The organism is Streptomyces sp. UW30 (assembly GCF_008042075.1).
Taxonomy (GTDB): Bacteria; Actinomycetota; Actinomycetes; order Streptomycetales; family Streptomycetaceae; genus Streptomyces.
In genome coordinates, this window is record NZ_RDBN01000027.1 from 77770 (window position 1) to 92896 (window position 15127).

The 15127-nt window shown below is 72.3% G+C and carries 15 protein-coding genes; 11 read left to right on the forward strand and 4 right to left on the reverse strand.

Annotated features, from left to right (window positions below; all coding sequences use genetic code 11):
* Window positions 1-13: 13 nt before the first annotated feature.
* The 3 genes from EAO75_RS14365 to EAO75_RS14375 all read right to left on the reverse strand — a co-directional run bounded on the left by EAO75_RS14365 (window position 14) and on the right by EAO75_RS14375 (window position 4160).
* The gene (locus EAO75_RS14365; RefSeq protein WP_147995445.1) at window positions 14-1870 is read right to left on the reverse strand and encodes a SpoIIE family protein phosphatase; all 1857 of its coding nucleotides are present in this window, start codon (window positions 1868-1870) and stop codon (window positions 14-16) included.
* A 65-nt stretch (window positions 1871-1935) separates the two neighbouring features.
* Complete coding sequence (locus EAO75_RS14370) at window positions 1936-2616, reverse strand: class I SAM-dependent DNA methyltransferase (RefSeq protein ID WP_261989287.1); 681 nt, start codon at window positions 2614-2616, stop codon at window positions 1936-1938.
* A 140-nt stretch (window positions 2617-2756) separates the two neighbouring features.
* Window positions 2757-4160: an MFS transporter gene (locus EAO75_RS14375; RefSeq protein WP_147995447.1), complete on the reverse strand. Its 1404-nt coding sequence runs from the start codon at window positions 4158-4160 to the stop codon at window positions 2757-2759.
* Between the two features lie 300 nt (window positions 4161-4460).
* Here EAO75_RS14375 and EAO75_RS14380 point away from each other — a divergent pair, with 300 nt between their 5' ends.
* Genes EAO75_RS14380 through EAO75_RS14430 form a run of 11 tightly spaced genes read left to right on the forward strand, consistent with a single transcriptional unit; the run spans window position 4461 to window position 14469 of the window.
* Window positions 4461-5948 (forward strand): aldehyde dehydrogenase, encoded by a 1488-nt coding sequence (locus tag EAO75_RS14380; RefSeq protein WP_147995448.1) that lies wholly within the window; start codon window positions 4461-4463, stop codon window positions 5946-5948.
* Between the two features lie 23 nt (window positions 5949-5971).
* A complete protein-coding gene (locus EAO75_RS14385) occupies window positions 5972-6922 on the forward strand; it encodes a VOC family protein (RefSeq protein WP_147995449.1) in 951 nt (316 codons plus the stop codon).
* The gene (locus EAO75_RS14390; protein ID WP_147995450.1) at window positions 6919-7722 is read left to right on the forward strand and encodes an aspartate dehydrogenase domain-containing protein; all 804 of its coding nucleotides are present in this window, start codon (window positions 6919-6921) and stop codon (window positions 7720-7722) included. The genes EAO75_RS14385 and EAO75_RS14390 overlap by 4 nt, the downstream gene beginning before the upstream one ends.
* Window positions 7719-8507, forward strand: coding sequence for an alpha/beta fold hydrolase (locus tag EAO75_RS14395; protein ID WP_147995451.1), 789 nt, complete (start codon window positions 7719-7721; stop codon window positions 8505-8507). Before EAO75_RS14390 ends, EAO75_RS14395 begins: the two co-directional genes overlap by 4 nt.
* Window positions 8508-8520: 13 nt before the next feature.
* Window positions 8521-9042: a cupin domain-containing protein gene (locus EAO75_RS14400; RefSeq protein WP_147995452.1), complete on the forward strand. Its 522-nt coding sequence runs from the start codon at window positions 8521-8523 to the stop codon at window positions 9040-9042.
* Window positions 9035-9778, forward strand: coding sequence for an SDR family oxidoreductase (locus EAO75_RS14405; protein WP_147995453.1), 744 nt, complete (start codon window positions 9035-9037; stop codon window positions 9776-9778). Before EAO75_RS14400 ends, EAO75_RS14405 begins: the two co-directional genes overlap by 8 nt.
* A 26-nt stretch (window positions 9779-9804) precedes the next feature.
* Window positions 9805-10596: an SDR family oxidoreductase gene (locus EAO75_RS14410; protein ID WP_147995454.1), complete on the forward strand. Its 792-nt coding sequence runs from the start codon at window positions 9805-9807 to the stop codon at window positions 10594-10596.
* 11 nt (window positions 10597-10607) lie between these two features.
* Window positions 10608-12233, forward strand: coding sequence for a thiamine pyrophosphate-binding protein (locus EAO75_RS14415; protein WP_147995455.1), 1626 nt, complete (start codon window positions 10608-10610; stop codon window positions 12231-12233).
* Between the two features lie 13 nt (window positions 12234-12246).
* The gene (locus EAO75_RS14420) at window positions 12247-13191 is read left to right on the forward strand and encodes a PDR/VanB family oxidoreductase (protein WP_147995456.1); all 945 of its coding nucleotides are present in this window, start codon (window positions 12247-12249) and stop codon (window positions 13189-13191) included.
* Window positions 13192-13208: 17 nt separating this feature from the next.
* Window positions 13209-13445 carry a recombinase-like helix-turn-helix domain-containing protein gene (locus EAO75_RS14425; RefSeq protein WP_147995457.1) on the forward strand — a complete coding sequence of 79 codons (237 nt, stop codon included), beginning with the start codon at window positions 13209-13211 and terminating at the stop codon, window positions 13443-13445.
* 1 nt (window position 13446) lies between these two features.
* The gene (locus tag EAO75_RS14430) at window positions 13447-14469 is read left to right on the forward strand and encodes an aromatic ring-hydroxylating oxygenase subunit alpha (RefSeq protein WP_147995458.1); all 1023 of its coding nucleotides are present in this window, start codon (window positions 13447-13449) and stop codon (window positions 14467-14469) included.
* Window positions 14470-14499: 30 nt separating this feature from the next.
* On the opposite strand, the gene EAO75_RS14435 is transcribed toward EAO75_RS14430, so the two are convergent.
* Entirely contained in the window at window positions 14500-15039 is a 540-nt protein-coding gene (locus EAO75_RS14435) for a MarR family winged helix-turn-helix transcriptional regulator (protein ID WP_147995459.1), read from the reverse strand.
* Window positions 15040-15127: the final 88 nt, after the last annotated feature.

A 15127-nucleotide genomic window follows, 5' to 3' on the forward strand; every position in this document is an offset into this window, starting at 1 on the left:
GCGGTGCGTCCGGTCAGCGGTCGCCGGGCGTGCCGGGCAGGGGCTGCTCGAACCAGACCACCTTGCCCGTGCTCACCCTGGTCGCGCCCCAGCGCTGAGCGAGCTGGTCGACCAGGAACAGTCCGCGGCCGCCCTCGTCGCTCAGCTGGGCGTGCCGCATCCTCGGGACCACCGGCGAGTCGTCGCCGACCTCGCAGCGCAGCACGTCCGTGTGGAGCAGCCGCAGGGTGATCGGCCGGGAGGCGAAGCGCACCGCGTTCGCCACGATCTCGCTGACCAGCAGCTCGGTGGTCTCCACCAGGGCGTCGAGCCCCCACTCGCCGAGTGTCCTGCGGGTCAGCCGACGGGCCTGTCCCGCGGTCTGCGGACGCGGCGCCATGTACCAGTACGCGACGGTCTCCGGAAGGATGCCCTCGAACCGGGCGGCCAGCAGCGCGATGTCGTCGTCGCGCCCACCCGACCCCAGTGTGCCGAGGGCCGCGTCGCACAGTTCCTCCAGCGACGGGGGAGCGGATCCGCGGGCGGCCGCACGCAGCCGTGCGCACAGCCGCTCCACCCCGTCCAGGACGTCCGAGTCGCGGGACTCGACCAGGCCGTCGGTGTACAGCAGCAGCGTCGCCCCGGCGGGCGCGTGCGTCTCGACGGACTCGAAGCCGCCGTTGCCGACACCGATCGGCGCTCCGGGCGGGACGTCGAGCACCTCCACGCTGCCGTCGGGACGCAGCAGCACCGGCGGCAGATGGCCGGCGTTGGACACCAGCAGCCGGTGCAGCACGGGGTCGTACATGGCGTACAGGCAGGTCGCCGTGTGCTCGCTGCCCAGCCGGCCCGCCTGGTCGTCGAGGTGGTGCAGCACCTCGTCCGGGGGCAGATCGAGCCCGGCGAGGGTCTGCACGCTGGTGCGCAGCTGGCCCATGATCGCGGCCGAGGTCATGGAGTGGCCCATCACGTCGCCGATGACCAGGGCGACACGGTTGCCGGGCAGCGGGATCGCGTCGTACCAGTCGCCGCCGACCTGGGCGGTGCGCGAGGACGGCAGATAGCGGCTGGCCATCCGGACGCCGGGCGTCTCCGGGAGCGACGGCGGGAGCATCGTGCGTTGCAGGGTGTTCGCGATGGAGGCCTCACGCTCGTACAGACTCGCCTTCTCCAGCCCGAGCGCGGTGTGGGTGGCGAGCTGGGAGGCCACGATCAGGTCATCGGCGGTGAAGTCCGCCCGGCCGGGTTCACGGACGACCACGACGCTGCCCAGGACGTGGCGGCGACCGTGCAGCGGGGCGATGATCAGCCGCCGCCCGGGACGCTGCTGCGGCGTCCCGAGCAGCTCGGCCGCGGCGGCGGCGACGCGCTGGGTGTCGCCGAGCACCGGCCGCCCCTCTTGGAGCAGACCGGCGAGCGGGCTGCCGGGGGCCGGGCGCAGGACCTCCGCGGCCGCGGTGGCGGGCGGGCCCGTCGAGGGCGGTTCGGTGGCCGGGGCTGCACCGGGCGCCGGACGTACGGAGCGGTCCGAGCAGTGCAGCCGCAGGACACCAGGGTCGGTGACCGTCTCGTCGCCGACCGGCAGCGGGGCGTAGAGGTGGACGAACGCCCGGTCGGCGAACGCCGGGACGGCCGCTCGGCACAGTTCCCACAGGGTCTCGTCGAGGTTCATGCCGCGGGCGATGCGGCGGGTGGCGGCGTCGAGGTAGCGGAGCCGGTCGGTGAGCGGCTGGGCGAGGTGCGGCCCGTCGCCGGGCGGGGCCGCGGGAGGAGCCTGTGCGGACGGGGGAGACGGGTCGGGGTGCTGCGGGCGTTGCGCCGGAGCAGCACGTTCACGCATGCCGGGTGTGTGCTCCCGGATGCCGTCACCACCTCCGAGCTGTTCGGCCATGCCCGTCCTCGTGCCTGCCTTTCCGGCTGTGCGGCCCGCGTCGGAGCGCGCGGATCAGAAGTCGCTCAGGTCCGCCGTCCGCACCGCAGGAAGATCTGCACCTCGGGCTGGATGTCGGCGGCCGCCGGCGCGTAGGTGTACGAGGACTCCCCGACGATCTCGAAGCCCGCTTTGTCGACGACCTCGCGCAGCTCGTCCCCCAGATAGCCGGAGACGCGGATGGTCCTTCCGATGAACGGGATCGCGAAGTCGTCCACATCTGCCTCCACCATCGACAGCGCGAACAGACCCCCCGGAACCAGCAGGTGGCGGACGGTCCGTAGGGCGAGGGGGATCTCGGCGCGCGGCAGCATGAGCAGCGAGAAGAAGGCGGTCACCGCGTCGAAGCGGCCGAGGTCCAGGGAGCCCGCGGGCCGCAGATCCGCGATGTCCGCCTGATGGAACACCGCGCCCGGCACATGGCCGCGGGCCAGCTCGATCATGCGGTCCGACAGATCCACACCGACGACCTCGAAGCCCGCCCGAGCCAGCTGGCGCGCGGTCGGCAGCCCGGTGCCGCAGCCCAGGTCCATGACCCGGGCTCCGGCCGGCAGGGATCCGATGAGCCATTCGGCGGCCGCGACCTGGCCCTCCTTGTGCGGGAAGGCCTCGTCGTAGCGGTCGCCGATCGCGTCGAAGGCCGCGGCCTGACCTGTGCGGTCGAGCCGTAGGGCTCCGTAGTCGAGCTCGTCGGCGGGGTTGCTCACAAGGATTCTCCTCGGAGGCATTATGGTCTATTTCTTGGATTTCCTATAGATGTGACCCTGTCCATACGGACATGACCATAATGCCGGACCTTGCCCTCGGTCCGCCGCCGGGATCCCCTGGATCCCGGCGGGACCGTCGCCTACGGTGCCACGTCCTCCAGCTGTCGTCCGGTCGTCTCCTCCGCGGCCACCGCCGCCGTGACCGCCCCGAGCAGGGCGACCGCGGCGAGCGTCACGAAGACGGTGCCGAGCGCGCCGCCCGCGTACACCGCGCCGACGACGATCGGGCCGAGGATGACGCCGAGGCGGTTCACCGCGCCGCCGAGGCTCGTGCCGAGGGCGCGCATCCGGGTCGGGAAGAGCTCGGGCGTGTACAGGTACAGGCAGATGTTGGCGCCGAAGAAGAACACCGCCGACAGGGACGTCCAGATCAGCACGCTGCTCGCCGAGTCACCGGCGAAGAGGCCGAGGAGCAGCAGGCTCAGGGCGGCGCCGCCCAGGCACCAGGTGACGGTGTGGCGGCGGCCGACGCGGTCCACGGTCAGGGCCACGGCGAGGCAGCCGAGGAAGCCCGCGCAGGACGTCACGGTCGAGTACAGCAGCGCGTCGGACAGGTCCAGGAGGAAGCGGGTGCCGTAGATGGTGGGCAGCCAGGACGAGATGCCGTAGTTGACGAAGTAGCCGCTGAACCACAGGGCGCAGACCACCAGCGTGCGCTTGCGGTAGCGGCCGGAGAGCAGCTCGCGCAGCCCGCCCCTGGCGGCGGGCTTGCGGGTGACGGGCGCCGCGGGTGCCGGCTGCGGCAGGGGCTCGCCGGTGATCTTCTCCACCTTCGCCTCGATGGACGCCATCGTCGCGAGCGCCTCCTCGTGCCGGCCGTGGTCCGCGAGCCAGCGCGGCGACTCGGGCACACGGCGGGCGACCAGGACGCACAGCACGCCGGGGATCGCGGCGAGGCCGAACATCCAGCGCCAGCCCAGCAGCGGCATCAGCCACCAGGCCAGCACGGCGCACGCGGTCAGACCCGCCGGGAAGACCAGCTCGTACAGCAGGACGAACCGGCCCCGTTTGTGGGCGCGGGTGATCTCGGCGATGAAGGTGGCGGCGACCGGCACCTCGCCGCCGATCGCGAGACCCTGCACGAAGCGCAGCGCCATGAACGGCCCCGGTGACGTGCACAGCGTGAGCAGCAGGCTGCACACGCCGGACAGGGCGATGCACAGCGCGATCACCTTGACCCGGCCGATGCGGTCGGCCAGCCGGCCGGACAGCAGCGCGCCGACGAGCATGCCCACCGACCCGACCGTGATCAGGGAGGTGGTCTGCCCGGTGGTCAGCTGCCACTCGGCGCGCAGCGCGGGCAGGGCGTAGGCGATGAGCAACTGGTCGAAGGCCTCGAAGAAGGTCACCGCGCCGATGATGAGCCGGACGGTGACGTGCCAGCGGCACAGGGGCAGCCGTTCGAAGCGGGCGCCGATCGCGGCGACGAGTGTCGCCGTGTCCGCGGGGCGGCCCGCGGTGGCATGGGGAGTGTCGGTGGTCATGGAGGGGTCCTCCGGACCCGCGCACTGGTGCTGTGAAAGGCACAGGATACGCACGGGAGGGTTCGGGCCGGTCGGCGACGGCCGCAGGGCCGCACGCCGGCTGGGCGGCAGAGGGGGACGAGGCCAGCTGGCTAAGCGCTAAATCTCTCAGCGCTCAAGCTTTATCCCCTCTGCGAAGCGGGCAGTCAAGGGTTCGTCCTCACGTCGGTCAAAAAAACTTTGCCGGGTCCTCTTGCGGCAGAAATATTTAAGCCCTTAGATATTGAGCACTTCGATACACGTCCATCCGGAGGTTCTGCCATGTCGCGCACACCAGTCGACGAGATCCTCATCGCGGGGTGCTTCAGACGCGGCACGGGCGCGCCGATCGTGACCGTGAACCCGGCCGACGGCCGCCCCATCACCACCGTCCATGCCGCCTCGCCCGCCGATGTCGACGAGGCGGCCCGCACCGCCGCCGAGGCCGTCGCGGCACCCGGGTGGCGGGACCTGCTCCCGCACCGGCGCGCCCGAGTCCTGCACCGGATCGGCGACCTGATCGAGGAGCACGCCGCCGAGCTGTCCGCCCTCCAGAGCGCCGACACCGGCAAGACCCTCGCCGAGACCCACGCCCTAGCACTGAGCGCGGCCGGCACCTTCCGCTATACGGCGGCAGCGCTGGAGACCGCCGAGGACTCGATCACCCCCGCACGGGGGCCGTACGTCACGATGAGCGTCCACGAGCCGATCGGCGTCGTCGGCGCGATCAACCCGTGGAACTCGCCGATCGCCTCCGACGCGCAGAAGGTCGCCCCGGCCCTCGCCGGTGGCAACGCGGTCCTGCTCAAGCCCGCCGAGTGGACCCCGCTCGTCTCCCTCGCCTTCGGACGCCTGGTTCACCGGGTGCTCAGCGAGGAGGGGCTGCCGACCGCGCTGCTGTCCGTGCTGCCCGGCAAGGGGCGCGTCGTCGGGGACGCGATCGTCCACCACCCGCTCGTGCGGCGCATCGGCTTCACGGGCGGCACCGCCACCGGCCGCGCCATCGCCCGCAGTGCCGCCGACAAGCTCGTCCCGGCCTCGCTGGAGCTCGGCGGCAAGTCGCCGACGATCGTCCGGGAGGACGCCGACGTCGAGCAGGCCCTCGCGGGCGTGATGTTCGGGGTCTTCTCCTCCAGCGGGCAGTCCTGCATCGCCGGCTCCCGGCTCTTCGTGCACCGGTCGCTGTACGACTCCTTCGTCGGCGAGCTCGTCGAGCGCGTGCGCAAGCTGCGCGTGGGCCCGGGCACCGACCCCGACACCCAGGTCGCCCCGCTCGTCCATCACCGGCACCGGGACGCGGTCGCCGCGTACGTGGACCTAGCGCGAGAGGAAGGCGGGCGCGTGCTGTGCGGCGGCGCGATCCCGGCGGAGGAGGAGTACGCCGCCGGCGCCTACTACCTGCCGACCGTCATCGACGGCCTGCCGAACTCGGCACGCACCTGCCAGGAGGAGATCTTCGGACCCGTCCTCGTCGCGCTGCCCTACGACGACGAGGACGACCTGGTCCGGCAGGCCAACGACAGCGTGTACGGCCTCGCCTGCGGCATCTGGACCCGCGACGCACGCGCCGCCTGGCGGCTCGCCCGGCGCATCGACGCGGGGACCGTCTGGATCAACACCTACAAGCAGTTCTCCATCTCCACCCCCTTCGGCGGGATGAAGGACAGCGGCCTCGGCACCGAGAAGGGCCGCGACCTCATCCGCTCCTACCAGCGGCAGAAGTCCCTGTACTGGGGCACCGACTCCACGCCCCTGCCCTGGGCCCACTGACGCACACCCCGGAGACCCTCACCATGACGCACCCCCCGATAGCCAGGCTGCGCGCACTGCGCTCGGTCGAGCTGCTCACCCCCGAGTTCACGCAGGCCACCGACTTCTACGAGGAGGTCTGGGGACTGGAGGTCGTCGAGGCCGAGCCCGGCACGAGCTGGCTGCGCGGCACCGGCGAGGAGCACCACGCCCTCCAGCTCACCCGCGCCGACCGGATCGGCCTGGGCCGCCTCGCCTTCGCCGTGGCCGCCCCCGCCGAGATCGACGAAGCCGCCCGGCGACTCGAAGCGCGCGGCATCACGCCGGTCACCGGGCCGGGGCCCCTCGACCAGGTCGGCGGCGGGTACGGCCTGCGCTTCCACGACCTCGACGGACGGCTCGTCGAACTCTCCGCCGACACCTGGGCCGTGACCGCCCGCGGACGCGACGCCGCCGTACCGGTCGGTGTCACCCATGCCGTCCTCAACACCCCCGACATCGACGCCTCGGTCGCCTTCTACCGGGACGTCCTCGGCATGCGCGTCTCGGACTGGTCCGAGCACCAGATGGCCTTCCTGCGCTGCAACCCCGACCACCACTGCATCGCCTTCAACCAGGCGCCGTGGGTGTCCCTCAACCACGTGGCCTACGAGATGAGTTCCGTCGACCACTTCATGCGCGGCCTCGGCCGGCTCCGGCACCACGGCGTCACCCCCGAGTGGGGCCCAGGGCGGCACGGGCCGGGCAACAACACCTTCTCGTACTTCACCGACCCCACCGGCCTCGTCTGCGAGTACACCTCCGAGGTCGCCCAGGTCGTCGAGGACGCCTGGATCTGCAAGGTGTGGCGGCGCACCCCCGAACTCTCCGACGTCTGGGGCACCGCCGGCCCGCCCTCGACACGCATCCGCGCCCACATGGCGGGCACGCCCGACGGCAGCCCCGTCGCCGCGCCCGTCGACGCCGAAGCCGCTGCCGAAGGAGTCCCCGCATGACCCGCTCCACCACCCGCCGAGTCGGCCTCATCGGCTGGGGCGCCATCGGCCGCGTCGTCGGCGGCGCCCTTGCCACGGGCCGGATACCCGGCGCCGAACTGGTCTGCGTGGTCGACAACCGGCCGCTCGGCGACTCGGTCCCGGCCCCGCAGCGCACCCTCGAACAGGCCCTGGAATCCTGCGACCTGATCGTCGAGGCCGCCGGGCAGGGCGTCGTACGCGAATGCGGCGCGACGATCCTCGCCTCCGGCACGGACCTGCTCGTCGCCTCCACCGGGGCGCTCACGGACGAGCAGTTGGCGAAGGAACTCCTCGACGCGGGGCCGGGCCGGGTGTACTTCACCGGCGGCGCCGTCGGCGGACTGGACCTGCTCCAGGCCGTACGCGCCATGGGCCGCCTGCACGAGGTGCAACTGACCACCACCAAGCTGCCGTCCACCCTCGAACAGCCGTGGATGGACGCAGAGTTGCTCGACCGGATGCGGTCGGCCACAGCGCCGGTGGAGGTGATGGCCGGCACCGCGCGGGACGTACCCGTGAAGTTCCCGAAGTCCACCAACGTCGCCGCGTCCGTGGCCCTCGCCGTCGGCGACCCGGACGCCGTACGGGTCAGCGTCGTCGCCGACCCCGCGGCCCGGCACACCTCCCATGTGATCGAGGCGAGCGGCACCCACGGCTCGTACCGCTTCGAGATGCGGCACCTGCCCGACACCGCCAACCCGGCCACCAGCCAGGTCGTCCCGTACGCGGTGCTGCGCTCACTGGCCGCCCTCGCCGGACGCACGGGGCAGATCCTGTGACCGCGTACGACCCGGCCGGGCTCCACCTGGAGGAGGCCGGCGACAACGGCCCGCTGGTGCTGTGCCTGCACGGCATAGGCTCGTCCTCGGCGGCCTTCGCACCGCAGTTCGCGGCGCTGAGCGGGTCGTACCGCATGCTCGCCTGGGACGCGCCCGGATACGCCAAGTCGGCCGACCCGACCGGCCCGTTGACGATGGACGACTACGCCGACCTGGCGGCGGACGTGATCCGCGCCCGGGGCGACGGCGCCCACGTCCTCGGCGTCTCCTGGGGCGGCGTGATCGCGCTGCGGCTGGCGACCCGGCACCCCGACCTCGTCGACTCGCTGATGGTCGTCGCCTCGACACCCGGCTCCGGAACCGACCCCGACAAGGCGGCCGCGATGCGGGCCCGCACCGGCGAACTCGCCCGGCTGGGCCCGGACGCTTTCGCCGCCGCCCGTGCCCCACGCCTGCTGTCCCCCGAAGCACCCGCGGACCTCGTGGAACGCGTCACCGCCACCATGGCCGCCTCCGTTCGGCTGCCCGGCTACGGCCACGCCGCCGACGCCATGGCCGGCACGGACCTGCGCGGCGAACTGCACCGCGTCACCGCGCCCACCCTCGTCCTGTGCGGCGACCAGGACCGGATCACCGGTCCCGACGCCTCACAGGTCCTGGCCGGCGGTCTGCACCGGACCGCGTACGTGATCGTCAAGGACGCCGGTCACCTGGCCAACCAGGAGCAGCCCGAGCACGTGAACGCCTGGCTCGCCTCCCATCTGCACATCGCCACCCACCGCTAGAAGGGCCCCTCCCATGCCTCTGACCAGCACCGAGTACGACAACAACGGCGACCTCGCCAAGTACACCGACTCCCTGATCGCCACCAAGGACTCCCGCGACCCCGACTGGGGCACCCTGTCCTTCCAGGAGAAGGCCGGCCCGCAGTTCAAGCGCGCACAGATCCGCTACGTCGGCTCCGGCGCCACCGGCAACCACGAGAACGACAACCGCATCCTCCCGTCCGGCGGCTTCACCTTCTCCAACATGCTGCTGCCGCCCGGCGCGGAGGGCCCGGCCCACACCCACCACGACGTCGAGGAGGCCTTCTTCGTCCTGGAGGGCCAGGTCCGCGTCGGTATCCACCGCGGCCCCGACGAGGTCGAGTACCGCACCCTCGGCTACCGCGACATGATCGTGGTGCCGGCGGGCGTCACCCGCTCCCTGAAGAACGAGGGCGACACGGACGCGCTGTTCTGCGTGATCATCGGCACCCAGAAGCCGCAGGTGCCGACCTACCCCGAGTACTCGCCGCTGTACGGCGTCACCCGTGACTGAGCAGCCGGGCACTGTCGTCGTCACCGGCGGGGGCCGTGGCCTGGGGGAGGCCATGGCCCGCCGGGCGGCCGCCGACGGATTCCGGGTCGTGGTCGCCGAGCTCAACCAGGAATGGGGCGAGCGCACCGCCGGCCGGATCCAACAGGAAGGCGGCACGGCGGAGTTCGTACCGCTCGACGTCGCCGACCCGGAGTCGGTCACCGCGCTCGCGGACCGGCTGGCCGCGACCGGCCCCGTCTACGGCCTGGTCAACAACGCGGCCCTCGCCAACGGCGTGGGCGGCAAGGAGTTCCAGGACATCGACATCGAGACCTGGGACCGGCTCATGGCGGTCAACGCACGCGGGCCCTGGCTCGTCGCCAAGCATGTGCTGCCGCTGATGACCGACCCCGGCCGGATCGTCAACATCGCCTCGGACGCGGCCCTTCACGGCTCCCCGCGCCTCGCCCACTACATCGCGTCCAAGGGCGCGGTCATCTCCCTCACCCGGGCCATGGCCCGCGAACTGGGGGAGCGCGGCATCACCGTCAACGCCCTCGCCCCCGGCCTCACCGAGGTCGAGGCCACCGAGAGCGTCCCGCCCGAGCGGCACGCGCTCTACGCCGAGCGCCGCGCCATCTCCCGGCCGCAGCAGCCCGGCGACCTCACCGGCCTCGTCTCCTTCCTGCTCGGCGAGGAGTCCCGCTATCTCACCGGCCAAGTGATCGCCGTCAACGGCGGCTTCACCATGCACTGAACCACCCCATCTGCAAGGAGTACGTCATGGATCTCGGCCTCGCCGGCCGCACCGTCCTGGTCACCGGCGGCAGTTCGGGCGTCGGCCTGGCCACGGTCCGCGCCCTGCTCGACGAGGGTGCCCGCGTCGCCACCTGCGGACGCGACCCGGAACGGCTCGCCAAGGCCGCCGCCCGCCTGGGGGTCGGCCCCGACCGGCTGTACACGGGCACCTGCGACGTCCGCGACGCGGATGCCGTACGGCACTTCACGGAGGCAGCCGCCCAGCATTTCGGCGACGGGCTCGACGGTCTGGTCAACAACGCCGGCCAGTCCCGTATGAAGCGCCTCGACGACACCACCGCCGAGGACTGGCGCGACGAGCTGGAGCTGAAGTTCGCGGGGGTCCTCAACCCGCTGTCCGCCGCCCGGAGTCACCTGCGCGCCTCGGACACCGCCGCCGTCGTCAACGTCAACGCGGTCCTCGCCAAGCAGCCCGAGACCCGCCTGATCACCACCAGCGCCGCCCGCGCCGGCATCCTCAACCTCTCCAAGTCCCTCGCCACCGAACTGGCCCCCGAGGGCATCCGTGTCAACTCCGTGTGCCTCGGCCTCGTCGACACCGGCCAGTGGACCCGGCGCCACGCCGCCGCGGACAGCCAACTGACCTACGAGGAGTGGCAGGCCGAACTCGCCGCCGACCGCGGCATCGCGCTGGGGCGGCTCGGCCGTCCCGAGGAGGTCGCCTACGCGATCGTCGCGCTGCTCTCGCAGCGCGCCTCGTACATCACCGGAACCAGCATCGACGTCTGCGGCGGAGTCGGCCGCGGCATCCTGTGAGGAGTCTGCCCATGCGGTACGACAACGGGGGCGAGCTCCTCGTCGCCCATCTGAAATCCCTCGGCATCGACACCGTCTTCGGCATCGTGTCGGTGCACAACCTGCCGCTCGTGGAGGCCGTCGACCGGCACCTGCGCTTCGTGCCCGTCCGGCACGAGGCGACCGCCGTCAACGCGGCCGACGGCTACGGACGTGCCCGCGGCTCGATCGGCTGCGCCCTCACCTCCACCGGCACGGGCGCCGGCAACGCGGCCGGTTCGCTGATCGAGGCCCTGTCGTCCGGGACGGCTGTCCTGCACGTCACCGGGCAGGTCGAGTCGCGGTACCTGGGCAGCGGGCGCGGGTTCATCCACGAGACCAAGGACCAACTCGGCATGCTGGACGCGGTATCGGCGTACGCCGACACCGTCACGTCCGCCCGTGACGCGGGACGCGTCCTGCGCGAGGCGAGCGCGGCGGCACTCGCCACGCCCGGCGGGCCCGCCAGCGTCGAGTGGCCCATCGACCTCCAGTACGCGGCACAGGAAGACGCCGGCGAGGCGGCCCAAGTTCGCGAGGCTCCCTCCCCGGACGCCGCCGAACTCGCCGCAGCCCAGGGGCTGCTGGGCACCGCTCGGCGCCCGCTGATCTGGGCCGGCGGCGGCGCCTGCCACGCCCGCCCGGAGGTCGCCGCGCTGCTGGAGGCGACCGGCGCCGGACTGCTCAGTTCCAACTCCGGGCGCGGCTCCGTGCCCGAGGACCACCCCCTCGTGATCGGCAACTTCGCCACCACCCCCGCCGTGCGCGCCCTGCTCGCCGACGCCGACGTCCTCGTCACGATCGGCACCCACTTCCGCTCCAACGAGACCGCCGACTACAACCTGAAACTCCCCGACGCGCACATCCAGATCGACGCCGACGCGGCCGCGCTCGGCCGGGTCCACCCGGCGCGCCACGCCCTGCACGGCGAGGCGGCCGCCGTCCTTCCCGCGCTGACCCGGGCCGCAGTCCGCGCCGACGCCGACTGGTCGGCCCGGGTCACCGCCGTGCGCGACGAGGTCCGGGCCGCCCTCCACGACGACATCGGACCGCAGGCCGCCCTCTGCGACGCCCTCGCCACTGCCCTGCCGCGCGGCGCGGTGGTCGCCCGTGACGTCACCATCCCGTCGTCCTCCTGGGGCAACCGGCTCCTGCCGATCCACGACCCGCGCGCCAACGTCTTCCCACGCGGCGGCGGCATCGGACAGGGCCTCGGCATGGGCATCGGCGCGGCACTCGCCCGCCCCGACGAGCCGACCGTGGTGATCGCGGGCGACGGCGGCCTCGCCGTGCACTTCGGCGAACTGCTCACCGTGGCACAGGAACGCCCCCGCCTGACCGTGATCGTCTTCAACGACGGCGGCTACGGCGTGCTGCGCAACATGCAGGACAAGTACGGCGAACGGCGCTCAGGCGTCGACCTGTTCACCCCTGACTTCGGCTCGCTCGCCGCGGCCTGCGCCCTGCCGTACGCCCGCGTCGCCGCCCCGGAAGAGGCCGCACCCGTCCTGGAAGCGGCCCTCGCCTCCGACGGCCCCACCCTCGTCGAGGTCGACCTCGCCGCGCTCGGCCCGATGAAGAACCCCTTCACCCCGCCCGTCAAGATCCCCACCGCGTAGGGAGGCCGCCGCCATGACCACTGCCGACGAGCACGAACTCGACCTCCTCGTCCGCCGGATGACCTGGGAGGCGGACGGTGTCCTCTCCGTCGAACTGGCCCGGCCGGACGGCAAGCCGCTGCCCGGCTGGACCCCGGGCGCCCATCTGGACCTGCACGTGGGCGGGTTCGTCCGCCAGTACAGCCTGTGCGGCGACCCGGTCGACCCGACGACCTACCGCATAGGCGTGCTCGACGAGCCGTCCTCGCGTGGCGGTTCACGCCATGTGCACACCAAGCTGCGTCCCGGTCAGACGGTCCGCGCGGTCGGCCCGCGCAACCACTTCGCGCTGGAGCCCGCCGCCTCGTACGTCTTCCTCGCGGGCGGCATCGGCATCACCCCGATCCTCACGATGGCCCGCCAGGCCGACCGTGACGGCGTCCCGTACCGCCTGGTCCACGGCGGCCGGACCCGGGCCTCGATGGCCTTCGGCGCCGAGCTGTCCGCCCTCACAGGCGACGTGACCTTCGTGCCGCAGGACGAGCGCGGCCACCCCGACCTCGCGGCTGCTCTGCGCGACCTGCCGGCCGACGCGCTGGTCTACTGCTGCGGACCGGAACCTCTGCTCAACGCGGTCGAAGAGGCCTGCCCCGCAGGGCAGTTGAGGGTCGAGCGGTTCGCCGCGCCCGTCGTCGAACGCGACGGCGACGACACCGCTTTCGAGGTCGAGTGCCGCAGATCCGGCGTGACCCTGACCGTCGACGCCACCACCTCCGTCCTGGAGGCCGCCGAGAACGCGGGCCTGTCCGTCGCCTCCTCCTGCCGGGACGGCATCTGCGGCTCCTGCGAGACCCGCGTGCTCGCCGGCACCCCCGACCACCGTGACTTCCTGCTCAGCGAGGCCGAACGCGCCACCGGCGAGACGATGATGCTCTGCGTCTCCCGCTGCGCCTCCGACCGTCTCGTCCTGGACCTGTGAACCGTACGGAGACCTGCATGACCACCGAAGCCACCACCACTTGGCCCTACCTCGCCCCGCACCAGACCCGCGAGAACGAGCCCACCCCCTACGAGCTGAAACTCGCCCGGACCCTTGAGGAGATCTTCACCCACGACGGCCACGACCTGGCCGACGTCGTCGCCGGGCTCAACGCCCGCCAGGTCCGCACGCCGTCCGGGGAGCCCTGGACCGAGGAGACCTTCCGCACCGAGATGCACCGCCTGGGAGCCTGAGATGCCACTTTCCGTATCCGACACCGCGGCCCACAGCTACGCCCACGGCCTGCGCAACCAGTGGCACCCGGTCGTCCCGTCCGACTTCGTCGCGCCCGGCGGACTGCGCAAGGTCACCGCCCTCGGCGAGAACTGGCTCCTGTTCCGCAAGGCCGACGGCACCCTGTCGATGCTCGCCGACCGCTGCCCGCACCGCGGCGCACCCCTCTCCCTGGGCAAACACCTCGGCGACCGGGTGGCCTGCTGGTACCACGGCGTCGAGGTCGACGGCTCCGGCACCGTCACCTCCGTGCCCGGCCTGCCCGGCTGCAACCTGGAGGGCAAGACACTCGTCACCTCCCTGCCGGTCCGCGAGGTCGGCGGCGCGATCCTCGCCTACTTCGGCGACGAGGAGCACCCGGAGCCGGTCGATCTGACCCTCCCGGAACCGCTCACCGACCCTGCCGTCTCCGCCTTCCTCTGCTACGCCGAGTGGAACGTCCCGTGGCGGTACGCCATGGAGAACCTGCTCGACCCGATGCACGGCGCGTTCCTGCACCACGAGTCGCACACCATGTACGACGGCGACACCCGGGCCAAGTTCCGCATCCGGGAGACCGAGCGCGGCTACTTCTTCGAGAAGACCGACCAGCGGGGCGTCAACTTCGACTGGGTGGAGCTGTGCCGGACCGGCGTCGACTGGGTGGACCTCTCCATCCCGTACCCGCCGTCGGCCGGACCGGGCGGCCCGTTCGGCATCGTCGGAATGGCCTGCCCGGTGGACGCCGAACGCACCGGCGTCTTCTTCTGGCGCTACCGCAGGGTGGCCGGCTGGCAGCGGGACACCTGGCGCTTCCTCTACAGGACCCTCATCGAGGAACGCCACTGGCAGGTCCTCGAACAGGACCGCGTCATGCTGGAGGCCATGCCCGACGACGCCGACCAGCGGGAGAACCTGTACCAGCACGACCTGGGTGTGGTCCGCCTTCGGCGCCTGTACCAGGCCCAGGCGACGGAGCAGTCCAGGGCGGTTGCGACGGTCTGACGCCGGGGGAGGGGAGGGGCGGGCCGCCTGTCAGCCCGCCGCGTCCTCCTCCGCCGTGTCGGACTCGACGATGGAGTGCTCCAGCCCGGACAGCAGCCGGGCGAGCTGACGGCGCTCGGTGAGGGAGAGCCCGCCGAGCATCCGCCGCTCGTTCGCCAGGTGCTCGGCGAACACCTCGTCCACCTTCTCCAGTCCGGCGTCCGTGAGCCGCGAGTAGACGACGCGACGGTCGACCGCGTCGCGCTCGCGCACCAGGAGCCCGTCGTTCTCCAGTCGGTCGAGACGCAGCGTCACTCCGGCCGACGAGATCAGTCCGGAGGCGGCCAGTTGGCCGGCCGTGAGCCGGTAGGGCGCCCCGGCCCGGCGCAGCGCCGTGAGAACGTCGAAACCCGCGACGGACAGGCCGTGCTTCTCTATCTGCGCGGTGAGCCGCGACTGGTACTGGAGATAGGCGCGATGCAGCCGGGCGAGCACCTCCAGCGGCGAGGTGTCCAGCCCGGGGCGCTCACGCGCCCAGTCCTCCACGATGCGCGCCACGGCGTCCGGCCGCTTCGCCCTGCGCTGAGCCATGTCGTCCCTTCACGGCTGGTCGTGTCGTGAAACGCGGGCTCCTGGCCCTGCGCAACCCCGGAGAAATCTTAGCCCTGAAACAACACAC